The organism is Endozoicomonas arenosclerae, assembly GCF_001562015.1.
GTDB classification, from domain to species: Bacteria; Pseudomonadota; Gammaproteobacteria; order Pseudomonadales; family Endozoicomonadaceae; genus Endozoicomonas_A; species Endozoicomonas_A arenosclerae.
This window is the reverse complement of record NZ_LASA01000056.1, coordinates 21,749-45,673: the sequence shown is the minus strand read 5'-3', so window position 1 is coordinate 45,673 and position 23,925 is coordinate 21,749. Positions and strand designations below refer to the sequence as shown.

16 protein-coding genes are annotated in these 23,925 nt (G+C 48.3%); 6 read left to right on the top strand and 10 right to left on the bottom strand.

The features are described 5' to 3' along the window. Positions 1–5: 5 nt before the first annotated feature. The 4 genes from WG89_RS06000 to thiE form a co-directional block, all read right to left on the bottom strand. Complete coding sequence (locus tag WG89_RS06000; protein WP_062262781.1) at positions 6–2,033, bottom strand: hypothetical protein; 2,028 nt, start codon at positions 2,031–2,033, stop codon at positions 6–8. Positions 2,034–2,118: 85 nt separating this feature from the next. After that, positions 2,119–2,766 carry a hypothetical protein gene (locus WG89_RS05995; RefSeq protein WP_062262778.1) on the bottom strand — a complete coding sequence of 216 codons (648 nt, stop codon included), beginning with the start codon at positions 2,764–2,766 and terminating at the stop codon, positions 2,119–2,121. Positions 2,767–2,779: 13 nt separating this feature from the next. Continuing rightward, positions 2,780–4,081 (bottom strand): glutamate-1-semialdehyde 2,1-aminomutase, encoded by a 1,302-nt coding sequence (gene hemL / locus WG89_RS05990; protein ID WP_062262776.1) that lies wholly within the window; start codon positions 4,079–4,081, stop codon positions 2,780–2,782. Positions 4,082–4,094: 13 nt separating this feature from the next. After that, entirely contained in the window at positions 4,095–4,709 is a 615-nt protein-coding gene (gene thiE, locus WG89_RS05985; protein WP_062262895.1) for a thiamine phosphate synthase, read from the bottom strand. 226 nt (positions 4,710–4,935) lie between these two features. On the opposite strand from thiE, the gene WG89_RS05980 reads away from it, so the two are divergent. After that, on the top strand, positions 4,936–5,769 hold the full coding sequence (locus WG89_RS05980; RefSeq protein ID WP_172806725.1) for a hypothetical protein: 834 nt from the start codon (positions 4,936–4,938) through the stop codon (positions 5,767–5,769). Here the strand turns inward: WG89_RS05980 and radA are convergent. Together radA and WG89_RS05970 are read right to left on the bottom strand one after the other, a co-directional pair. After that, positions 5,762–7,135 carry a DNA repair protein RadA gene (radA, locus tag WG89_RS05975; RefSeq protein WP_062262771.1) on the bottom strand — a complete coding sequence of 458 codons (1,374 nt, stop codon included), beginning with the start codon at positions 7,133–7,135 and terminating at the stop codon, positions 5,762–5,764. The two genes, WG89_RS05980 and radA, sit on opposite strands and share 8 nt — an antisense overlap. 76 nt (positions 7,136–7,211) lie before the next feature. Beyond that, entirely contained in the window at positions 7,212–7,820 is a 609-nt protein-coding gene (locus tag WG89_RS05970) for a LysE family transporter (protein ID WP_079253687.1), read from the bottom strand. 668 nt (positions 7,821–8,488) lie between these two features. Between WG89_RS05970 and WG89_RS05965 the strand changes: the two genes are divergently transcribed. Beyond that, entirely contained in the window at positions 8,489–9,775 is a 1,287-nt protein-coding gene (locus WG89_RS05965) for a dicarboxylate/amino acid:cation symporter (RefSeq protein WP_062262764.1), read from the top strand. A gap of 6 nt (positions 9,776–9,781) precedes the next feature. On the opposite strand, the gene WG89_RS05960 is transcribed toward WG89_RS05965, so the two are convergent. Beyond that, positions 9,782–14,932: a hypothetical protein gene (locus WG89_RS05960; protein ID WP_062262760.1), complete on the bottom strand. Its 5,151-nt coding sequence runs from the start codon at positions 14,930–14,932 to the stop codon at positions 9,782–9,784. Positions 14,933–15,098: 166 nt separating this feature from the next. Next, positions 15,099–16,301, bottom strand: coding sequence for an NO-inducible flavohemoprotein (gene hmpA, locus WG89_RS05955; protein WP_062262892.1), 1,203 nt, complete (start codon positions 16,299–16,301; stop codon positions 15,099–15,101). Between the two features lie 101 nt (positions 16,302–16,402). On the opposite strand from hmpA, the gene WG89_RS05950 reads away from it, so the two are divergent. Further along, the gene (locus tag WG89_RS05950) at positions 16,403–16,831 is read left to right on the top strand and encodes an Rrf2 family transcriptional regulator (RefSeq protein WP_062262758.1); all 429 of its coding nucleotides are present in this window, start codon (positions 16,403–16,405) and stop codon (positions 16,829–16,831) included. A gap of 186 nt (positions 16,832–17,017) precedes the next feature. Here the strand turns inward: WG89_RS05950 and WG89_RS05945 are convergent, their stop codons facing one another. Then, entirely contained in the window at positions 17,018–17,782 is a 765-nt protein-coding gene (locus WG89_RS05945) for a class I SAM-dependent methyltransferase (protein ID WP_062262755.1), read from the bottom strand. Between the two features lie 518 nt (positions 17,783–18,300). Beyond that, positions 18,301–21,363, bottom strand: a complete 3,063-nt coding sequence (gene ydiJ / locus WG89_RS05940; protein WP_062262752.1) for a D-2-hydroxyglutarate dehydrogenase YdiJ — start codon at positions 21,361–21,363, stop codon at positions 18,301–18,303. Positions 21,364–21,567: 204 nt separating this feature from the next. On the opposite strand from ydiJ, the gene WG89_RS05935 reads away from it, so the two are divergent. The 3 genes from WG89_RS05935 to WG89_RS05925 all read left to right on the top strand — a co-directional run bounded on the left by WG89_RS05935 (position 21,568) and on the right by WG89_RS05925 (position 23,851). Next, a complete protein-coding gene (locus WG89_RS05935; protein ID WP_062262749.1) occupies positions 21,568–22,143 on the top strand; it encodes a hypothetical protein in 576 nt (191 codons plus the stop codon). 125 nt (positions 22,144–22,268) lie between these two features. Further along, positions 22,269–23,195 carry a DUF2608 domain-containing protein gene (locus tag WG89_RS05930; protein WP_062262746.1) on the top strand — a complete coding sequence of 309 codons (927 nt, stop codon included), beginning with the start codon at positions 22,269–22,271 and terminating at the stop codon, positions 23,193–23,195. A 140-nt stretch (positions 23,196–23,335) separates the two neighbouring features. After that, positions 23,336–23,851, top strand: coding sequence for an NUDIX hydrolase (locus WG89_RS05925; protein ID WP_062262743.1), 516 nt, complete (start codon positions 23,336–23,338; stop codon positions 23,849–23,851). The last annotated feature ends 74 nt before the right edge of the window (positions 23,852–23,925 follow it).

The following is a 23,925-nucleotide window of genomic DNA, read 5'->3' as shown; positions in this document are numbered from 1 at the left end:
TCCCTTTATAAGCTTGAAGGCGTTCTTGGCTGAGGCTTTCCTGAACTTTGTTGAGGAGCCGACTCAGTGGTTCGGAGTGCAGGAATGGCATTGAGGTAAGCACTCTGGCTTCCATGACGACGAATGTAGTCTATGGCGCTCAGTGGTGGCTGGGTTTTGCTTTGCCAGGTTTCCCAGTTATCCACAACCAGCCCCTGCTCTTCCAATACTTCTGCATGCTCCTTGAGCTCTTCGAGTCGGCTCAGGGTGGCTCTGATCTCTTCAGGCTCAAGCAAACCGGTCAATCTTGCTGAGATATCATCGACTGTTGTGGCATTGAGCTTATTCAGAACTTCACGGTCAATGAGAGTGGGTGGTCCAGGCCATGGAGATAACCAACCCGAGGCACCTGCTCTGACCTCGGAACTGTCGATTGAAGACTGTCCCGGATAGAATGAGTGGTCATTATCAACCAGTGTGACCTGGCCGGATTCAGGGTCTATCAGATAATTTCCAGTGTTTCTGTCCTGCTGACCACAGAAACAATCCAGCCATTCGGCACTGTTAAGATTTTTGGCAATTTCAGCTGCTACCTTTGGATTCTCCTTGGGGTCGAATGGGATATCTTTGGCTATCCCTTCTTTTGCGGTATAAGGTTGCTTGCCCTTGGCAACATCCATCAAAAGACCCACTTTGCCATTGTGGACGGTGAGTTCGGTTTTCGGCAGAAGCTTCAATCCAAGAGCATCCTGAAGACTTTGACTGGCCAGGTTTCTTGCAGCGAATCTGGGGCGCTGGGTGTCCAGATACTTGTCTTTGTTGGTATGTTCTTTAAAGTGGCTGGTATCCACTGCATCTTCAGATTTGAAAACTTTCTCAACCGTTTCACCATCTTCTTCAAAGCTTAGTTTTGTGACGGTGTGGGCTTTGCCTGAGCCTAGAGCTTCTTCAGATTTGGCTTCTTTACCCTGGTACTCGCTCAAGTGTCGGGTGACGTCATGGGTGAGATCGTATCCGAGTCGTTTGAATTCAGTGGCAGCCTTCCAGTCCAGTTTCTTTCCAGCAGCGCTGGCACCGTCTTGTCTCAAAACCTGAAGCACCAGAGAGCGCTCATTGTTTAATTGCTGCCTCATGTCTTTTAGCATTTCCACTTCTTCCTCAGGGAAGTAATGGACGCCGGTTTTGAAAATGGTATCAATTCTCTTCATGCCTTCTTCAAGAGAGTCGATCATCTTCTTGCCTTGTTCTTTTATGGCAGCATCTTCAGTGGGGAGCTTTTCTGACAGTTTGCCCTGATGCTCCTTAACGATTTCATTCAGTCGCTTGTAATCAAAGGATTTGCGCTTTGCGACAGCTGAATCCAGTGTGTTTGGAAAGCGCTCTGAACGATCGGCTTCGCGTTTAGATAAGCTTTCCAGTTGTCCCACCTGGTCATTCGACATGTGGAATCGATCTGTCACTCTGGATTGATCGATCTTCTTGCAGACAGCCTCATCCTGATAGATATGGGTAAAGACCGGTTTAGCAGGCTGTGGTGGAGCCGGTGGGTGTTGATAAACAGGAGGAAAGCTAAAAGGTGTTTGTGGAAACACCAGAGGCTGTTGCAGTTGTAAAACGCCAAGGCCAGGTACCTGCATTTGAAAGGGATTACCCTGGAAAGGCTGTGCATGAAAATGCTGAACATGGGTGTGAGGGGTATTACTGGAGACGACGGTATTAGGGTTATTCGTCCAGACATTCAGGTTGGGACTGTTGGTATAGACCCTGAAGTTTTGCCCACCTACCTGAACGTTGGCGTTGTAGGTATATCTGGGAGGAGAGGACTTGATCGACACAAAGTCCTTGAAACCTTTCCAGGCCTTGGCTTTTCGGCTTTCTTTGGGTGAATCCGCTAGTTTTTTCTCAACCTTGTTACCATCAAGAGCGGTCACTTCATGGCGATCAAGTTTACCTTTTAGTGGCTCCTTGACCTGACTGGACTCTGAAGAATGGGATTGAATCGACTGACTGGGGCCTATGGCTCCAGAAGATGGAGTAGAAGGAGGATTGTCCACGCTTGCTTCCCTGCAAATACCCTGATTAGTAAGCAGTATAGATACTGCTTACCCTGAGCCTGAAGCTCAGGGCAGAGGGAGCCGTTTATTCCTGATTTGTGCCCGCCTGTTCGGCCATCTTGTTCTGATTTTTCAACAACATGAATAAGCCGGTACCCAACAGGAGGCTGCCAAGAGCAATCAGGTATCGGAACAGGTTGATTCTGAGGTAGCCACCCAGAGTTCCTTCATTGCCAATAACAAGACCCCCTATAAAAAAGCTGATAAAGGCAATCAATAACAGGCCTTTTGGGCCAGGCTCTATCTGAGCTCTGAGAACGGTGTACAAGGCTACTGTCAGGCTGACGGCCAGCAGGGCATCCCGGTAAAGGGTTTCTAATCCATACCAGCGGGTGATTTCATAGGCCAGGCAAAGGGCAATAATCATCCGTCCCCAGGCTGGCCTGCTCCACTCCTTGTTGGATAGCAGCAGGGCGATAGCTGTGCCAATCAGGGGCGGTGAAAGATAGGTGGCAGCGTTATTCAGAAAGATATAAACGCCTGTCCAGATATCTGAGAAGCCAAATTTCAGGGTGCCGGATACTGCTGCCAGTGTAATCAGCAGGAAGCCCAGAAGTGCGCCTTTGGTCGCTGTTCTGTGGATCTGGGCAAAAGCCTGTTGCTGACAGAGTAAAAAAACAGCGAAGGCGCTGGCTGCCGCCAGCACCGCATCCGATAGAGCCAGTGAACTCATAACGTGAAATGTATTACCTCATGGACAGCTTTTGAAAAGCACGACCAGCGGCTTCAAGAGTCTTCTGGATTTCCAGATCACTGTGAGCCTCGGAGATAAAGCCGGCTTCAAAGGCGGAAGGTGCCAGATAGATACCTTCATCCAGCATGGCATGGAAGAAGCGACCATAAAAGTCACCGTCACATTTCATAACCTGATCAAATCGGTCAATGCGAGGCTGCTCGGTAAAGAACAGACCAAACATGGCGCCAGCCTGGGAAGTCTGCAAGGCAATGCTGTGTTCAGAAGCTTTCTCTTTCAAACCTGCCAGCAGTTTGGCGGCCTTTTCAGTCAGCTCAGCATGGAAACCGGGACGGCTCAGGTTTTTCAATGTTGCCAGACCAGCAGCCATGGCCAGAGGGTTTCCGGACAGGGTTCCAGCCTGATACACAGGACCGAGAGGGGCAAGGTGCTCCATTACATCCTTACGGCCGCCAAAAGCACCTACCGGTAAGCCACCACCAATAATCTTGCCCAGAGTCGTCAGGTCAGGCTTAACATTGTAATGAGCCTGCGCTCCACCCAGAGAGACGCGGAAGCCGGTCATTACTTCGTCAAAGATCAACAGAGCGCCGTGTTCGTCACAAACTTCTTTCAGACCTTCCAGAAAACCTTCGACAGGAGGAATGCAGTTCATATTGCCGGCCACTGGCTCAACAATAATACAGGCCACTTCGCTGCCTACTTCTGCAAATGCCTGTTTAACGGAGTCCAGATCATTGTAGGTCAGGGTGATGGTGCTTTCTGCAAGAGCAGCAGGCACGCCAGGAGAGCTGGGTACACCAAGGGTCAAGGCACCAGAACCGGCTTTAACCAGCAGGGAGTCTGAATGGCCATGGTAGTTGCCTTCAAACTTTACGATTTTGTCACGACCGGTAAAGCCGCGAGCCAGTCGGATGGCGCTCATGGTCGCTTCAGTCCCGGAGTTCACCATGCGGAGCAACTCCATGGATGGGAAAATCTCGCGGACTTTCAGGGCCAGCTCGGTTTCCAGTGATGTCGGTGCACCAAAGCTCAGACCATCCAGCGCCTGATCACGAACGGCACTGACGACATCCGGATGGTTATGGCCAAGAATCATAGGGCCCCAGGAGCCTACATAATCGATCAGGCTGTTGCCATCAACGTCCTGAACGTAGGCACCTTTGGCGCTTTTGAAGAATACAGGTTTGCCACCTACACCCTTGAATGCTCTGACCGGAGAGTTCACGCCTCCGGGAATCACGGTCTGGGCTTCAGTAAACAGAGTGCTTGAGCGTTCATGGGGAAGGGACATGATCTATTCCTGATTAAAACAATTCTGCAAAGGTGCGGGCACGGTTCTGGATATCTGTGGAAGCAAACAGATTATGGACCACGGCCACCATATCAGCACCCGCCTCAACAAGTTGTGGGGCATTATCCACGGTAATTCCCCCTATGGCTACAACAGGGACGTTGAAGGCCTCTTTAGCTGCTGGCAGAAGGGATATGTCAGCCGGTTTGGCATCAGGTTTGGTACGAGACGGGAAGAAGCGCCCAAAAGCGATGTAGTTGGCACCCTGTTCAACAGCAGTTTTAGCCTGATCAAGGGAGCCTTCACAGCTGATACCGATGATGGCGTAATCTCCCAGTCTTTTTCTGGCCGCTTCCACAGTTTCATCCTGCTGACCCAGATGAACGCCGTCCGCTTCTGATTCTGCTGCCAGCTCAATATCATCATTGATAATAAATAAGGCACCGAACTTGTGGCAGAGCACTCTCAGGGTGCTGGCCTGACGAAGCCGTTTGTCATGATCGAGACTTTTATCCCGGTACTGAAGAACTTTCATGCCCCCCATCAAAGCCTGTTCAACCGCTTCCAGCAGAATACGATCGTCGGGGAGAAGCTGGCTGTCGGTTACACCGTAAAGACCTTTGAGCATGTTGGAACCTGATTTGAAAATTTGGCTGCGAAGTATAACAGGATGGCTGGGACCCCGATAATTCTGAAAATTTGCATCCAGCATCAAATCAGGCAAATGCCATAATGTGTAGCGAATAAAATATTAAAACCTGAAAGGGCATTCGGGAATCGATACAAACGTGAGCGGTTGAATGTTCAGGACTCTAATATACAGTGCCGTGTTGCTATCAGGTTTTTTGCTTCCTTTGAAAGCCCTGGCTGTGTTTATTGCCGCAAGCAACTTCAAGCTGAAAGTAGCTGAAGATGAACAGTACCGGGTTGAATTTAGCCAGCAGGAAAGTGGCTTTCGGGTCATGATGATGCCGGATTTTTACTGTACCGGGAGTAGAGCCAGATTTTCCAGCCACTTTAGATTTCTCCGTGAACAGGGACTGACCTTTTCATACAGCGTGGCAGGTAGAAGGTTGACATACACCTATACCGATCCAAATGGATTGGTTATGGCCTCGATAACATTTAATCTCCCGGAACAAGTCGTAGTGGGTGGGTTTCATATTCTGACTCAAACACAGACCGATACTGATTACCTTATTCTGGATCCTTTGCAGGCCGATATCCTTGTATTTAATGAAGGTATTATCACAGGGGGGGTGCCCTTTGCACATACTGTGACCGTTTTGGCTGAGGAATCAGGGCAAGTCCAGTTTCATTTTCCTGATCTGTCTCTTGAGGAGGAAAGCACTACGGATGGCGATCTAGTGGTGCAGCATATACTCCATACCGAGCATTTGCAGATGGGGCTGGCTCATGACGGAGGCTTGGCAATCACCGGAGGAGAGATAAATACAGGGCAGTTTGGGAATGCGGTGAGCATTGATTTACTAGCAGAGCACTTTGTCCATGGAGACCTTCATCTGCCTCTTCAGCAACCCCTTCCTATGCAACCTGTGGAATTAGTCCTTCCTCCACTGAGAGAGCATGTGCATGAAGCATTAAGAGCTGCGCAGGTGCAGCTCTTAATTGCGGGAGTAACGTATTTCTATATTGTCTGGCTGTTCTTGTTCAAAGGGCTTATATAGCCTCAAGAGCCTCAGACAGTTTGTGTACGGCAACAACCGTCAGCCCTTCAATCGGTTTTCGGGGTTTGTTGGCCGCAGGCACAATGGCTCGCTTGAATCCATGTTTAGCCGCTTCTACCAAACGTTCCTGACCATTGGCGACTGGCCTTATCTCACCCGCCAGACCTACTTCACCAAAAGCAAAAAGATCTTGCGGCAGAGCATTGTCTCTAAGGCTGGAAACAACGGCCAGCAGGCTTGCCAGGTCAGCACTGGTTTCAGTGACCTTGACGCCACCAACTACATTGAGAAAGACATCCTGATCACTGGTGAAAATACCTCCATGTCGTGTGAGGATTGCCAGCAGCATAGCCAGTCTGTTTTGATCCAGGCCTACTGTTACACGGCGAGGGTTGCCTAGTTGTGACTCAACAACCAGTCCCTGGATTTCAACCAAAAGTGGTCGAGTACCTTCCCAGAGAACACTGATAATACTTCCGGAGGTTGGTTCAGGCGTTCGGGACAGGAAAATGGCAGAAGGGTTCTTGACCTCTTTCATGCCTTTTTCTGTCATGGCAAAAATGCCCAGCTCATTGACCTGACCGAAACGGTTTTTAGTCGCTCTCATGACCCTGAAACGGGAGTCGTCGGTATTCCCCAGCATGATCTGGGTATCGATAATATGCGACAAGGTCATAGGACCAGCAAGAGAGTTGTCCTTGGTTACATGACCGACAATCAGAAGAACAGTGCCGGTCTGTTTCGCGAAGCGGGTAAGAAAAGCTGCAGATTCCTTAACCTGGGCAACACCACCAGGAGCAGCATCAACACCGTTCATATACATGACCTGAATCGAGTCAATAACGATGATGCCCGGCTTTTCCTGTTCGGCGACCGCAACAATGTTTTCAGCTGAGGTTTCTGCCAGCATCTTCAGGCGATCAGTGGGCAAATCCAGGCGTTTGGCACGAGCCGCGATCTGTTGGAGAGATTCTTCACCGGATACGTAAAGAGCATTCATGCTCTGGGCAACATGGCAAAGCACCTGAAGCAGAATGGTACTCTTGCCCGCTCCGGGATGACCGCCTATCAGAACTGCACTGCCTTTGACAAAGCCACCGCCCAGTACCCGGTCAAATTCTGAAACACCGCTGCTGAATCTGGGGGCTTCGGCAACATCAACTTCATTAAGGGTTTGCAGGCCGCTGAGCGTTCCCGCAAAGCCGGATTTATTGGCTGCACCGATAGCAGGAGAGGCTGCGGGACCAAGGTTTACTTCCTTGAAAGTATTCCAGGCTTTACAGTCCGGGCATTGCCCCTGCCACTTGGCTGATTCGCTGCCACATTCAGTGCAGACATAGGCTTTTCTGGATTTTGCTTTGGCCATTAGAACGTTTCAGACAAAACTCTATGGTAGCCTGTTGAGCTGCCGGCTCCAAATAATCGCCTCATCAGAAGTTGTCTCAGGCTTTTGTTATAAAGGAAAGCAGGCCTCCGCAGCCTATGAATAAAGATCCAAATAGGCGGTTCTGTTGCCTGGGATGCTTAAAAGCTATGGTGGCCAATTTTTTAGCGAAAAGTGCATAAATGGTCATTACGAGTAAATCAACTGATAGGAGAGTCAAGCAGAGCACAAGATACTGTGGCCAAAGCGATTGGTAAGGGTTAATGAACTGGGGGAGCAGGGCGGCAAGAAAAATGATCACTTTGGGATTGGACAGGTTGACCAGTGTTGCTTTCAAAAGTGGTTGGCTTGAGACCGTGCTGGATAGTTGTTTGGGTGTTAGGGGCTTGGCAAACCATTTTCCAATCCCAAGATACACCAGGTAAAGAACCCCCAGCCATTTGATGATATTGAATAAAGTGTCTGAAGCCAGAATTAATGCTCCAACTCCTGCTTCGACCAGAACAAGATGGATTAAAATGCCACACTCGAGACCAAGAAGAGTGGCTAGCGTTTCGAGCTTTGAGTGATTAAGGCTGGATGACATGCTGGTCAGCGCGCCTGCTCCGGGCGTTACACTGAATAAAAAAGTTGCCGCTAAAAAAGTAATCCAGACCTTTAACAACATTGGGTTTACTCTGAAAATCAAGGTGTGTGATGGAAATAATCATAGAACATGATTCATTATTTATGACTATTTATTCATTAATGTGTACTTTCATTTAATCGTTCAAAGTCTTTTGCACCACTCCTTGGTTGGGTTAAGTCTGTTGGTAAAAGTAAAAGTCTACTCAGGTATTACTATCTATTGATTAAGATCGAATCTATTTGTTGTTTGTTGTTTGTTGATTGAATCGTTGCTACTCACGTTATAATGTGTGTGAATTAATTATTGCTGAACATCATGATTTATAAGGCGTGTAGGTTGAAACAAGGGGATTCGCAGTTTTATTCAAAATTGACGCAGGTCAACACTCTGTTTTTCGCAGATTGCAATGTTTAACAAATATTGTCATTTTTCGCCCCGTCGTAAATAAGGGTAGTGGATCATTTTGATTCAGACGTTGCCTGTTTCATCTCTTTCTTACACGCTACCCGTCTGCCAAATTAATACTATCTATCAGTCAGTAGTGTAATTACCACTAGCTGGGTGGGTGTTTATTGTTGAAAACAAACCTGTCCAGAGTAAAAGACGAACCAGAAACTTGTTAATTCACAGGTTTTTATTCTTCAACGGTTGGTTAAAGTCTGCCCCCTCATTACTGACTGCAGTAAAGCTTTCTATCTGGAGAGAATATGAGTTCAAAGGATCAGAAAAACGGTCTTTATCAGACGTGGAAGAACATTCCACTCTGGAAGAAAATCATGACAGGCATGGTGCTGGGTCTGGCTACCGGATTCGCTATGGGTCCTGATGCGGTCATGTTCAAGCCACTGGGTGACCTGTTCCTCAATGCCATCAAGATGCTGATCGTACCTCTGGTCTTCTGCTCCCTGGTGAGTGGTGTGACCTCAATGAACGACTCCAGCAAGATGGGTCGTGTGGCACTGAAGAGTATTGCTCTGTATCTCACTACAGGTGCAGTAGCCATTACTGTAGGTCTTCTGATTGGTAACTTCTTTGCTCCGGGTGAAGGTCTGAATCTGGTAGCTCCGGCGGTCGGTGAAGTTAAAGAATCAGCCTCCATGATTGACACTCTGGTGGCCACAATTCCTGCCAACCCGATTATGTCCATGGCCAAAGGTGAGATCCTTCAGATCATCGTTTTTGCGCTGTTTGTGGGTATTGCTATCAGCACTCTGGGCAAGAAAGCCGAGCCTATGCAAAAGCTGATCGAGTCCGGTGCTGAAATCATGTATCAGCTGACCGGTATCGTTATGAGCTTTGCGCCTTACGGTATTTTTGGTCTGATGGCTGCTGTGGCCGGGCAGAACGGTATCGAAGTTCTGTTGCCGCTGGCTAAAGTGATTGGTTCTGTTTACTTTGGTTGTGCTTTCCTGATCTACGGTCTCTACAGCATCTTCCTGAAAGCCAATGGCCTGAGCCCTCGCAAGTTCCTGAAAGCGACCATGAACGTGCAAACCGTTGCCTTCAGTACTTCCAGCAGCTCCGGTACTCTGCCTGTCAGTCTGCAGACGGGTGAGAAAAAGCTGGGTCTGTCCAAGAGTATCTGCAGCTTTGTCATGCCTCTGGGCGCTACCGTAAACATGAACGGTACAGCTCTGTATCAGGGTGTGTGTGCGCTGTTTATTGCTCAGGCATACGGTATTGATCTGTCCATGGCTGACTACGTGACCATTATCTTTACTTCTACTCTGGCAGCAGTGGGTACTGCTGGTGTTCCGGGTGCTGGTCTGATTATGCTGAGTCTGGTGCTGTCCAGTGTAGGTCTGCCTATTGAAGGTGTAGCCCTGATCGCAGCTATTGATCGTATTCTCGATATGGCTCGTACCTGGGTGAATGTTCAGGGCGACGTAATGGTTTCCACCGTTATTGCCAAAACAGAAGGTGAGCTGGACAAGACCATCTTTGATGATGAAAAAGCCGGCGAAAGCCTGAAGCCTCAGGTAGCCACTGCCTGATTCTATCTACGACGTCGGGCTGCTCAGTCCCGGCGTCGTGTAGGCATCCGGCTGTAAATGGTGAACCTTCACGTCCAGCTTTCCTTTCCCGGTTTTCATCAGCCAGTCATTGATCAACGCTTCCACGTCATCCAGCTGATCGTCATCCCCCATAAAGTTGCTGAACCGGTACAAACCATGGTTGGCATCAAACAGATATAGAGTATCTCCGAGTAATGGGTTCTCTTGCAGAGTCAGGGCAACCGCATGAGTGGCGCTGGCGATATAAAGTCTTTTATGCTGTCTGAGTTCAGCCATCAGGGCTTTCACATCCAGCCTGCGTTTACCATTGGTATGAACAATACTGGCTTCCGGATCACTGCTGGCTACTTTTGAGCCATCAATATTTATCAGGGTCGGGTTGCTTTTATCGCTGTAGGAATCCTGATTACGCTGGTAGTGTCGTACTTTTCTCATATAGTCACTGGTCTTGCGATTGGCTTTCCATTGATCTCTCTGATTGAGGTAGTTGACGGGGTTACTGGTTGGATCATTGCAAAACAGACAGAAATCAATAACAAATCCAGCGCAGCATCCATGATCAATTTCAGGGCCTCCGAAGTCCTTGCCCTGACTGAATGCAGCAAGATTCCCCTCATAATTTGTGAATCCTTCTTCTGTGGGCAGATCTCCAGCTTGCAGAGGCTTTTTAGACAGCTCCTCGTTGACAGTTTTAGCGACATGCTCTGGTGCGTGTTTTAATACAGAGGCTTTAAATTGACGGCCTTCTTGGGCCATCGCTAAGAAATCCTGTTCTGTGATGGTTCCCTGAGTGAATCCTTTGAGAAGAATCAATCCCGAGTTCTCTGCATCGGCCTTGGCCAGAGACTTCAGGTCATCCGGTGACATGCTTTTGAATAAGGCATCGAAATCAACATTGTCCAGCATGAAAGACAGCCATTTGCTGCTCTTCTTGCCTATTAGTAACAGTTGTTGATCATCCAGGCCCAAGGTCTGGCTGAGTTGTGCATTTTCTTTCAGCTGGTCAATGAACTCGGGTTGTGTGGTGGCAATGGTGACCCAGTCTGCTGGTTGTAATTGCGTTCTCAGGTTTTTGCACTTTCTACTCAACATAAGGAGCTTACAGCTGTCTGCAGAGCGAGAGGCCATTTTAACGATATCAGGATTCTTCAGGCTGTCAGGATCCAGGAGATAAGTTGCAGGGTCCGTCAGCATTTTCTGGGCAATCGCATAATGCCATTTGGCCCAATGCAGCCGAGTCGCATCACTAATTGGGAAAGGCTTGTCTGATTTCATGACTTCCAGACAAAGCTCAGTATGAGGGCCTATCAGTTTGATCAGCTTTTCCTGACCCAGGGTCTTTCGAATGGCTTCCATGCCTTCCGATTTATCTTCCAGAATCTTGCGGGCTATGGCTTCGTATTTGATAGCCCCAGAGAGCAACTTGTCATATTGATTCCTGGCAATGCTGGTGGGTTGGTTGGTCAGCACCAGAAGTGTTCTGAACCCCAGTGATCGCTCTTCAACTTTTTTTCGCTCTTGCAGTGGTGTCAGTAATAACCTCAGACTTTCTTCGCCACAGTCTTCCATTTCATCGAGAAGACCTTTTGGCGTGCCCTGGCCTGTCTCTACCATATCCTGTAGCGCTTTAAACAGTTCTTCTTCCTGTTGGATCAATTTAAATAATGGATGGTCTTCAACGCGTTGATCCAGTTCGCTTCTGAGTTCTCTGGAAATATCCCTGTTTGCCAGTAAATTATGGAGCTCCATAAAGGCAAGGCGTCGTTTGATTTCAGGGTGCGGGCTGTGTTTGATCAATCCCAGCCTGGTAGGTAGTGGGAGCTTATAGCCTTCCTGTGGTCTTGAAGCCTGAATGGACTCGAGAATATCCAGTGAAAGAGCCAGTGATTTGTTGGCCACAGCCTTCAAAGCTTCTTCATCAGTGCATTGGGGCCAGAAGTCCAGAGCGGCAGGTTCTGAATGGGCTATCAGTTTGGATAGAATAAAATGGGAGCGAGTGAGTATGTCTGCCTTAAGCTGCCCATGGGTTTTGATCTCTGGATAATGCCTGGCTAGTACGTCAGCCAGACTTTTCAATAGTTTAAATTTTTGCTTTTTCACCGCAATAACGGCTTCAACAATGTCTGCCTGACAGTATCGGGCATCCTGTTCCATGACTTTCAGATAGACACGGCCTTTCAAGGTGAGAGGGTCCCTTTCGGGCCAGGGAAAGTCTTTTGATATCAGTCTTTTTCTACCGGCTTCGCAGACTGCCAGTTGTTCAAGTGCCAACTGCCACTCCTCCAGCTCTCTGGCAGAAAACTGATCTTTTTCACAAGCGGCTTGCCAATCATCCAGCAGCGATAATTCCGCAGGCTCCTGATGAGCGTGAATCCAGGCTCTGGCTGGAAGAGGAAGTTTTGGATCATAGAGCAGGGTTGCAGCAATGGCTGGATCTCTTTCAGCCAGCTTGAGTTGGGCTTTCAGGTTAAGTCTTCGCCATTGAGTTTCCGGAATGATGCCTGCGTGTGCTCGTCCAATTTCAACAATGGCATCGTCAGGGTGATCGCCGAAACTTTCGGCCATACATTGCGCTACGATGGGGCCGCGATGCTGAGACAAAAATACTTTGTCGTTTATTTTCAGAGTATCTTTGGGGAAATTGGGATGGTTGTAGATTTCCAGCAGTTGGCGATCTGAATAAGCGCAGCCTAGTAATGTACCCAAAGCTTCTGCTTTTCTGGGGCCCCGTTCAGCCTGTTGAACTCTGAAGAGAATCAGTTCTTCCAGTTGCTTGGCTGGACTAGTGCTTACCAGTTTAGGAATACTGGGGTGTCGTATATCGGCATAAGTATTTCCATACAGGTGATGGCGGTGTTTTCGGAACCAGTGAGTCAGGTTCAACCGTTCCTGCAGTGACTGTTGCATATCCTCTGGTGGGGGAGGTGAAGGCATCTGGTCCAATACTTCTAACACCATTCCCTGGAATTGCTCAAAGCCGTTAGCATAGTGTGAGACTGGAAGAACAATCCATGGAGAGCAAATCAACCGGCCAAAATCCATGGAGAGGCAGGCGCTGGCTAAGAATGATTGATTGTGTTCGAGTAAGCGCTTTATTTGCTGGCTATCTTCTGTGGTCAGTTCCGGGTCTGGTTTAGAGAAGGTTTCAAAGATTCCGAACTGGACTTCTTGCGAAAGATCTCCCCAGTGTAAATTGATGAAGTGAATCAATCTTGAGGAAAGGGGGATAGTGCTCTGTTTTTTTACGGCTTCTTCCAGCGATGTAACCAGATACCGGGTAATAACCGGGCTTCCAGTCAAGTTTGATAGCTCAATCAACTCTTCAATGGGCAGTGACCTGGCAACGGCTTGTAGTGTTCTGAATCCCCCCGATTCAACTTTTCTCGGTAACTCCAATGCTTTACATAAAAGTTCTGGATTGGCTTTGAGATAAACTTCTACCTTAGGGGCGTAAGTGCTGGGGAATTGGCAGGTCATTGGAGGCGTTTTAGACAGCTGTTTTTCCATGACTTCATGAAACTTTGGAGGCACTCCACTAAAGAGTGCCTGCCATTGTTCTTTGCTGAGTCTTGTCGCATTTCGGGTAATGAATGGTGTCCAAAACTCACTAAGTTCCGGGTGTATCAGTGCGTTTTCAAAGGCTGTGGCATCAAGCTCCAGAGCAGCCTGAGGAAATGACTTGATGAACTCCAGAATGATATGTTCTTCGCGGGTAAAGTCAGAGAGTAATAAGACCTCTCTGGATGCTTTTCCAAATAACGGAACGTGGAATGCGAAGTGTCCTCTCTGAGGTGTAAGGTAGCTTTGTCTGGCTACTTCAATAAAGTGTTGTTCCTGGTCAGGGCAAAGTTGTATCAGAACGCGAAGCTGCTGGGTGATTATGGGCTTGCACATGCCAATAACTTCCGGGTATTTCAGGTAGAGCCCCAGTTCGACCAGATCATGATTATCATCAGGGAGTCGGCGAGCGACTTCTTCTCCTTGAGCACGAGCAGCAGACATGATCATTCCATAGAGTGGATCTGCTTGTTTGGATTTTTTATCGGAAGCCATTGCCAGATGATTATCTAATGGCAACTGCATGTTTTGCAGTTCTTTAGCAATGACTTCGGGTGTTTGATTCAGTGTTTCCCTGAGTTCATATCCTTTAACATCCAGGAAGTCTTTTCCCGTTTTTGGGTTTTGACGGAGTTTTTCGAACAGGCTTTCCAGAGATTCTGCATTGCCAGCTGTTAACAAATTGTCCAATTCCCGTAGGGGCTGGGCGTCCTTGCCATAAAAATACCAGGCATCCTTTTCTTGATGATTGTCAGCCTTGGCAGTAGAAGGCGGTACCACGTCATCCGGTTGTGGAGTGGGTACATTTGAATTGTCCTCATCAGAAAGCGTTTCCAGAGGGGAGTTGAGCGGTGAGGAGGTGGTGTAGCTCACAAACTCTCCAAACTCTTCATCGGACTGATCCGATTCTGGTGTAGGTGAACCTGGAGGAGTTTTTACGGGCTTATGGGCTTGTCCAAGAGTCTCAGCTATAAGATTTTTGCTGAATGCGTCAAAGCTGTCCTGAGTAGCTAGGTATACATCGTCCAAGCCCTGACTTGAACAGTGATAACTGAACTCATCCAGCCATTCCAGAAGTGCCGCTTTATAGAATCCGACTAGTTGATTCAGGTCTGTTGTGTCCATAAAACCACAGAACCTTGAGAAACCTTCATGCATTTCTTTCTGTAGCTTTTCCTGCAGATTTTTCTCTGGCTTTCTTGCTTGCAAAGAGGTCTGCAGAGCCTTGTTCAGCTGTTCACGGGTTCTGATAATCTGACAGGCGGGTGATCTAAGGAACTCTTTGACCTGATCAGTCAGTACTGAGTAATCCAGTTCACCGGTTAATTCTGTCTCAAGCGTTGAAGCGGAGCGATCACTCAGGTTGAGATATTGGTTCACATGGCGGGCGGATTTAATCAGGGAGCCAAGCAGGTTTCTGAGTCGAACCGGATCCTGGTTGGTCACAACCCAGTCTTTATAGCTGGCTACGACTTCAACCAACTCATTCTGGTCGTTGAGTCCAACCTTGGTACCCGGTGCAAACTTTTTACGGTTTAGAGTCAGGTCGCGAACCTGTTCATAAGGACCCGGAGTCATTGCGTACTTCCCTGTTTTATTCCCTCTATATCAAGAATCTAGCAACAGAGATGGGGTGAAATGAGTGCCAGAAACTGGACTTTTTGAAAAGATGATCCGGAGCAGGAAAGGGAGGTGACAATAAAAGGTCAGATGGAGAGAGCTTTAAAGCTCTCTCCAGCAATAATCAGATATCCTTGTGAGGACCAAATACTTCGTAGTGAATGTTCTCTGATGGAACACCCCAGCCCTGAAGTGTTTCATTCACCATGGACATGTAGCCCAGAGGTCCGCAGAAGTAATAATGAGCGCCAGAGATTTCGATCTGGTCGCGGATCAGGTTCAGGTCAGTACGCCCAACATGATCATAGTTCTGGTCACCTTCTGCTGGCTGATCGTAGAAAACAACCTTTTCAACATTATCACGTTGCTCGGCCAAAGCATTTACATGGTCAGAAAATGCATGAACGCTGCCGTTTACTGCACTGTGCACAAAGCGAATAGGCTCAGAGGTGTTCAGGGAAGTCAGGGTATTCAGCATGCTGAGCACTGGAGTAACACCCACACCACCGCTGAGCAGAACGACAGGATTTTCGTTGCGGGTATCCAGGAAGAAGTCACCGGCAGGAGGACTCAGCTCTACAACATCGCCTTCCTGTACATGGTCGTGCAGGTAGTTGGAAATAACACCCAGAGTATCGCCTGCACCTTCACGTTTTACAGAGATTCTGTAGCTCTTGCCATTAGGCGCATCGGATAAACTGTACTGACGGATGCAACGGTTTTCACTGTTTTCAGGCGTGATGTAAATACCGATGTATTGACCGGGTTTAAAGTCTGCAACAGCTTGACCGTCGACTGGCTCAAAGTAGAAAGAGGTGATCAGGTCGCTCTCTTTGACTTTACGAGCTACTTTGAACTCACGGGTACCGCGCCAGCCGCCGTTATGGCTTTCGCTTTCTTTATAAATACCTTCTTCAACTTCAATGAAGATGTTGGCCAGGAACCCATAAGCCTCTCCCCAGGCTTCAAGAATCTCGTCTGTTGCAGCATCGCCCAGAACGTGAGCTACGGCTGCCAACAGGTTTTCACCTACGATCGGGTAATGCTCAGGCTTAACGTTGAAGCTGGCATGTTTATGAGCGATACGCTGAACGGCTTCGCTCAGGGCACCCAGATCGTCGATGTGAGCGGCATAGCCATAAACAGCTGCAGCCAGAGCAGCCTGCTGACGACCCGTCTTCTGGTTAGTCGCATTAAAAATATTCAACAGTTCAGGATGGTTGTTGAACATACGCTGGTAGAAGAAGCGGGTAATAGCCTCGCCATGTTCTGCGAGAACGGGTGCAGTGGCTTTGACGATGGATACTGTCTTTTCACTCAGGCTCATGGGGGGATGACTCCAAATGGTTTTTTTATTAAAGAAGCATTTGTAATGCATCTTTGTTAGGTGCATCCTATATGCATCTTTAAAAGAAGTCTATAGTTCGCATGAAATTGACCAAACATACCGATTACGCACTCAGAATTTTGATCTACTCGGCGCTGCAGCCTCAGGACCGCTTGATCTCAATCCAGGAAGTCACGGACGTTTATGATCTCTCCAGAAATCACGTCATGAAAATTGTTCAGCGCCTGGGTCAGGAAGGCTACCTTGCTACAGTACGTGGCAAAGGTGGAGGTTTTCGAATGGGACGGGCTGCTGATGACATCAATCTTGGCGTTGTAGTAAGAATGATGGAATCCACCATAGTTTTGGTGGATTGCGAAGAGCCCGTGTGCCGAATATCAGAGGTTTGTCGTCTGAAGGGTGTGCTGGCAGAGGCAATGTCAGCCTTTATGTCAGTACTGGATCGATACACCCTTGCCGATTTGATCGGTAATCGGGGTGAGCTGTCGGGACTTCTGGCTGTGGGATGAGATTTTTATGGGGCCTATATAGAAATATGGGCCCAGGATTCTCAGTCTGGTTTCCTGGCATCTAGCAAGCAGTGGATGAGCTCCATCCCTGATGGAGTCCAGTCATTGATCAGCGGGTTGATGACTTTGAATGTAAATCAAAATACGTTTCCGCAGGTGAGAATTTCGGAAGTGGGTGCAACATGGTTATTCCTTCACAGCAATAACACGTACTTGATCGTGATCACCGTGTTCCCACAGAGGGTAGTATGGAGCAGGCCCTGTTTCTGCCAGAGTTATGGAGAAGCCCTTGTCTCTGAATGCTTCAGCCAGCTGCCCGGGATGGAAGAAATTAAAGTAGTTCTTGGGATAGATACTATGGTGCTGTTGGATTAACTCCCAGGCAAAGTGATCTGAAGGCTTTAATCTACAGGCCTGTTCAATCAGCTCCAAAGGGTCATGGTAGGCTCTGAGCAGTTGCGGAAAAGCCTCTCGCTGGGAGCGTCTGATTTCTTTCAAACCTACAGGGCCGAGCATGGCGATATCCTCACTGGCGCAGGTAAGAATGACTTTGCCACCTTTCACCAATACCCTGTGGAACTCGTGAATAGAAGCCTGAATCTCTTCATGATCCATAAAGTGAAACACTTCTGAGCAGAGCAGGCCGGAAACACTTTCGCCCTCACAGGGGATCTTGTCAGGTAACTCAAGATAGGCAAAAGACAGATTATTTTCGTCCGGATAATCTTGCTCAAGTTGCTTCAGGGCATTGCTATCCAGTTCAGTGGCGAGAACTTTTGCTCCGGCTTCTATGCCCTTCAAAGCATTGATGCAATTACCACAGCCAATATCCAGTAGCGGGTCAGAGCCATTCCAGCAGGCAACCCATTCACTTAACAAAGGATTGATAGAGTGGAAGGCAAAGCCTACTGTATGTTCCAAAAGTTCAAACAAAGGGGCTTGTGGTGACATGGCTTTGGTGGTTCATGTGAATGGGTAGTCCCATTATAGAGCTCATTTCAGAACCTGCGGTCACAATTAAGTGGCGCCTAATCTTAAGGCTTAGAAAGATCGTTGTGGATGGTCTGCTTAATAAGTGGGTTAATGCATTGGTTTGAAAAAGGTACTGGAGCTAATCAGTAACGCAGCAAGTATTCTTATTTGGCTTCTGTTTAGGTATATCGTGTTTAAGGAGGATGTACGGTGGGTAATGTTGTTTTCACTGAAATAGAACTTTTTCCTTTCTGGAAGGTAGTAGCAGGTAAGATAATAATGACTGATTACTCCATATTCGAGGCATAGAATATCTGATATTTCTTTTTCCAGTAGCCACTGGGCAAGAGGAAAAAGTGTTGGTGTGGGTTGATCAGGATAGGAAATAAATAAATGCTTGTTGTCGTATAATAAATTCAGGGTGGGATTCTGTAAAAGTCGTAGTCGCTGGTGCAGTTCCTGGAAGGGCTGCAGGGGGATACCTGCAGCCCCGGTTGTTACCCGTTCATTAATGCCAGTAGTTTTGAAACCGGGTGAGGGATTTCAGTATTCCCAAGACGTTTTACCTGGCTTCGGCAAGAATAACCTGTCGCCACCAGCTGTCCGGTATTTTCGGGGTTTTCCACCACCGGCTTCCAGCTCATATCGTATAGCTTTCGGGAGGTCTTCTGGTTTCGTGCTTCATGGCCATAAATGCCCGCCATTCCACAGCAGCCTGTAGGTTGATGGGTTAGCGTCAATCCACAGGCTGAGAAGAGTCTTTGCCATTGTGCCGGTGCGGCGGGGGCATTGGTGGTTTCAGTACAATGACCCAGCAGTTTGAACTCTCCCGAGAGGTTCAGCTTTTGCTCTCTGATAGTATCTGCCTGACTGGCAAACCATTCTGACAGCAACTGCACTTCTGGCGCTTCCTTACCCATAACCTCTTCATACTCATCGCGATAGGTGAGGGTTACAGCGGCATCAATACCCACCAGTGCTACCCCTTTGTCTGCCAGTTTCTTGAGCTCTTGAGCGTTGGTTTTGGCTACTTTCTCAAAACGTCCCAGGAATCCGTATACATGCAAAACCTTTCCGTTGGGTTTGTAAGGGGCAACCAGTGGGCGGTATCCCAGCCTTACCAGTAATTCAACAAGGTCTGTCAGCAAGGGGGTTTCGAAGAAACTGGTAAAAGCATCCTGAACAATAACAACGGTGCGAGACAGTTCTTCTTCAGTCATGGAGTTCAGCAATGATTCGGAGGCTACAGAGGCTCCTGAACGGCAACTGTCTTCCAGTGGTGAGGTGCTGGTGATGGCAGGCAGGTCCTGAAGCCCCGCTGTCTTTGCTGCAATCTTGTTCATCAGGCCCGAATTAGCGACCAGATTATAAGCCGGTTTGGCTTTTGCCAGTTTCGGCAGCATGGGCTCAAGCATTGCTGCGGCATGGTGCTTAATCGGGCGGAGGTAGCGTGTGTGATAAAGCTCAAAGTACCTTGACCTCAAGTCCGGCACATTGACCTGAATCGGACACTGCCCAGCGCAGGATTTACAGCTCATACAGCTATCCAGCGCTTCATAGACTTCATGGCTGAAGTCTTCCTTGCCGCGTAACTTATCAATCGTGTTACGTGTTTTATCCATGGCATTGTAAAAAAGACCTGACTGACGAGCTTTGCCCATTTCTTCTGAAATGTTATTGCCCGCTGCACTTTGTAATCTCAGCCATTCGCGAACCAGTCCGGAGCGTCCCTTGGGGGATTGGGTTCTATCCAGAGTGGCTTTCCAGGTTGGGCACATGGGGCTTTTAGGGCTGTAATTGAAACACGCGCCATTGCCGTTGCAATACATACCGCTGGTAAAAGCTTCGAATGCTTGTCTTTCAATGGTTCTGTCCAGTTGTCCCCGGGTTTGAACGCCATCAATTTTCAGCAGAGTTTCTGAGGCCTGAGTCGAAGGCGTTGCTATCTTTCCGGGGTTCAGCTGGTTGTGTGGGTCGAAGGCTCCCTTGATGTCCTGCAATACCGGGTAAAGGTCCTGGAAGAAGTCAGGTGCATATTCAGAACGAACGCCTTTACCGTGTTCACCCCAGAGTACGCCGCCATGTTCTTTGGCGAGAGCGGCCACCTCGTCACTGATGGTTCTGACCAGAACTTCCTGTTGGACATCTTTCATATCAATGGCTGGGCGAACGTGCAGAACTCCGGCATCTACATGACCAAACATGCCGTAGGACAGGTCGTGGCCATCCAGAAGCTCCCTGAAGCGGGCAATGAATGCCGCAAGATTCTCAGGGGGAACGGCTACATCTTCCACGAAAGGTATTGGACGTGCGTCGCCTTCCATATTACCCAGCAAGCCAACGGACTGCTTGCGCATGTTCCAGATCTTTTTAACGTTAGCCGTTCCGAGTACGATACTGTGACCCACTCGGTTGATCTCGGAAGGTTTATCCAGCTCTTGTTTTAATCGCGATATACCTTCCTGAATTTCTTCTTCAGAGTGACCTGTGTATTCAACAAAGTTGATGCCATCAATAAGATGGATGTCGTCAGGGAAGTAGGCTTTGACGCTTTCCCAGACACTGTCTGCTTTTGCCAGAGAGAGTACTTTGGAGTCTATTGTCTCCACGGAACTCGGAGTCGCTTTCATCAGTGACTGTGCATCACGAAGAGATTCCTGAAAGCTGGAATAGAAAACCAGAACCAGTGCTGAAGTTTCAGGAATAGGCAGAAGGTTCACCTTGACCTCACTGACCATGGCCAGAGTGCCTTCGGAGCCGCAGAGAATGGCATTGAGGTCGAACTTGCCAATATCTTCGCGATCGACTGGGTCTTTCCTGCGAATGTTGGCCAGATCGTAACCGGTCAGATTGCGATTGAGTTTAGGAAAGACCTGTTCAACACGGTCTTTATTCTGAAGATAGGCTTCATTCACGGCTTTATGAATGTCACCCACCCGGTCATCCCGATGACAAAGTTCGTCCAGTTCCTGGTCTTCCAGCGGTGATGAAGTCCAAATCGTGCCGTCCGCCAATACTGAAGTCAGCTCCAGAACATGATGGCGGGTTTTGCCATAGACAACGGAACCCTGGCCACTGGCGTCGGTATTAACCATGCCACCTACAGTTGCCCGGTTGCTGGTGGATAGTTCCGGAGCGAAGAATAATCCGTGCTTTGCTGCCAGTTCATTCAGGTAGTCTTTTACTGCACCGCTCTGAACCCTTGCCCAGCGCTCCTCAGGATTAATCTCCAATACCTGGTTCATATGACGGCTGGTGTCCACCATAAATCCCCAAGTCAGCGATTGACCGTTGGTGCCGGTACCACCTCCCCGTGGGGATAACACAATAGCCTGGAAAGAAGGTTCGTTAGCCAGGGACAGGATTTTGCTTAAATCCCGGGTGCCTGCAGGGTACAGGACACCTTCCGGGTAAACCTGATAGATAGAGTTGTCGGTCGCCAAAACCGTTCGGTTGGCATAACCCAGCTCTATATCCCCCTGAAATCCGGAGTTGGCCAGCCGGTCTGCAAAATGTTGATGCAGAGTTTTTGTGGCCTGTTGGTCCAGTTTGCTGATCACTGTCCTTCTCCCGGGCTTTACCGTTTTATAGTCATGACTGCGAAACTTTGAGAAAGCGACGTCTCTTGGCAGATTGCGTATTGTACGTAATGAAGGCGCCGGAGTCAGGGGGGATTTCAGCTCTTTTGAGTGTTGGCGAAATATCAAGTCTGGCCGGATTCGCTAACTATACTTTCACTCCTTTAACTTGCTAACAGGTGTGAAATGGCCTTTCGTTTGCGAGCACTCCTTGTGTTTTTACTGCCGGTTCTGGCAATGGCTGAGGACTTTCCCGCAGCGCCTGATCTGGATGAAATGACGGAGCTGGTCAATACCCTCCAGCTGGAGCAATTCCAAACTACAAACACAAGTGGTCAGCCTATCAAGACTTTCTCCTTTTGCAGGCCGGACTCTGGACAGTGGGGAATGGCCCCAGTGAATAACCAGACTGGATACTGGTTGTCAGGAGGACAGGAAAAGTCTGTTCATGTTGCAGATTGCCAATCCGATAATCCCGATCAGGCCATCAGCCAGTTCAGGAAAAAGATTAATAATAAAGTGCAAAAAGACCAGCATGGCGGTCATTGGGTCAGTCTGCCAGGACATTTGTGTTATCAGGGAGTTAAAGACAAAGAGGTTTTTACATTGTGTCATCAATCTCGGCCAAAGCATCAAAAAGAGACCGGTGATGACATGTTATGGACTGGACTCTACCTGACACTAACATCCTTTATGGTGCAGTTCGTTTGTATATTCAGTTGTGGTTGCTGCTGTGGTGCTTACTGGGTCAATCAGTGTTGAAAGTTGGGGGCTTTCCAGAATGGCCGATATAAAGCATTGTCTATAGTTACAGCTTTAAAGTAGCCCTGACAGAGCGTCCAGATGCTCTGGAACTGGCTTGGCAAGTAGAAGTTGTAGGCTGTGCAATGAATAAATATAAGCTGCTCGCAGGAGTGCTTCTGACCATGCTGATGACTGCCCATTCACTGGCTGAAATCGTCGCCCGGGACAAAACCCCCCAACCCGGACAGTATTTGAAATCGCTGTTGGCGCAGTATCCTTATCCAGATGACATTCTGATCATCCTGGATCTGGATGACACCACCATTACCAGTCCCCAGGGGCAGTTATTGGGGCGGTCGGATATGTTCTATTACTTGCTGGACAAAGAGCAGAAAGCTCATCCGGATAAGACTAAGGAAGAGTTGGCCGAGTCTATAGATCCACTGCTGGTGGAGGTCTATAAAAAGGTGGCTGTTGTGCCCACGGATGAAGAGTTGCCTGGTGTGCTGGATAATTTGCGAGAGCGCGGTATCAAAGTCATTGGTATGACTGCCAGAGGGCGAAAAATTGCCGATGTTACCCAGATGCAGCTGGAAAGGGCCGGCATTCACTTCACTGATACCGGTCCCGAGAAAGTGTTCAAATTGTCGGGAGACAGAAGCATCAAGCTAATTCATGGTGTGGTCATGGTGAGCCATGGTAACAAGAAAGGTGAAACCCTGGTTGAGCTGCTTAAGAAAGGGGCATTTAAAAGGCCGAGTCAGGTGGTGATGATTGATGACAGGGAAAGCCATTTGAATGATATGTCTGAAGCGCTTAATAGCTATGATGCCAAAATACGTTTCAATCCGGTACTTTGCACTTACCTGGAAACTCAGCCCGAATTTGACAAGTTTGCTTCAGAAGATGAATTGCTTGAGTTCCTGCATAACTACCAGCAGGACCCCGAAGTGAAAAAAACGATCAAAGAAGACCCTTATACCCAGAAGGTGATTCATCAATGCGGTGATGTTTTTGGTCGGAACAAGCGATTTTGTCAGGCTCTGGGTGGAATGCTCAAGGCACCCTGAGTTTGAACGTAGATTTTGTAAGCGTGAAAAAGACAATAACAGGTACAATGTCTCCTGATTTGAATCGCACTCTTGTGAATGATTTTACCCCGGAAGTGACGAAGAGGGTTTCGTGACTTCCGGTTGCTCAGGAAAGCCCATTGAAGACTCTCAGAACGACTCGCCACCCCGATCTTGAAAACCTCGAAGGTTCAACACTCCACCGATTAGCTACACGTGCCATTGTTCTGAATGGTAACGATATCCTGTTGATGTATACCGAGCGCTATCATGACTACAGTCTGCCCGGCGGGGGTGTTGATGAAGGAGAGGACATCAGGGAAGGGTTAGTTCGGGAGCTTGAGGAGGAAACCGGAGCCAGAAATATCCAGGTCATCAGTGAGCTGGGCATCTATGAAGAGTTTCGTCCCTGGTATAAGCCTGAGCATGACATCTTGCATATGTCGTCTTATTGTTTTTTCTGCAGTGTTGATCCTGAGCTGGGAGAGCCCAGACACGAAGACTACGAAGTGGCTAACGGAATGAAGCCTGTCTGGATCAATATCAACGAAGCCATTGCTCATAATCAAGCTGTGATGGCTAACAGCCCTAAAAAAGGTTTATCTATTGAGCGGGAGACCTGGCTGCTTGAATTGATAGCGTGTCAGCAGGACTGAGGCAGTTTATTGCAGCTATTTCCCGATCGGACAGTATAAGAAAAACGCCTTAATTTTGATCAGTGTGAACGGGT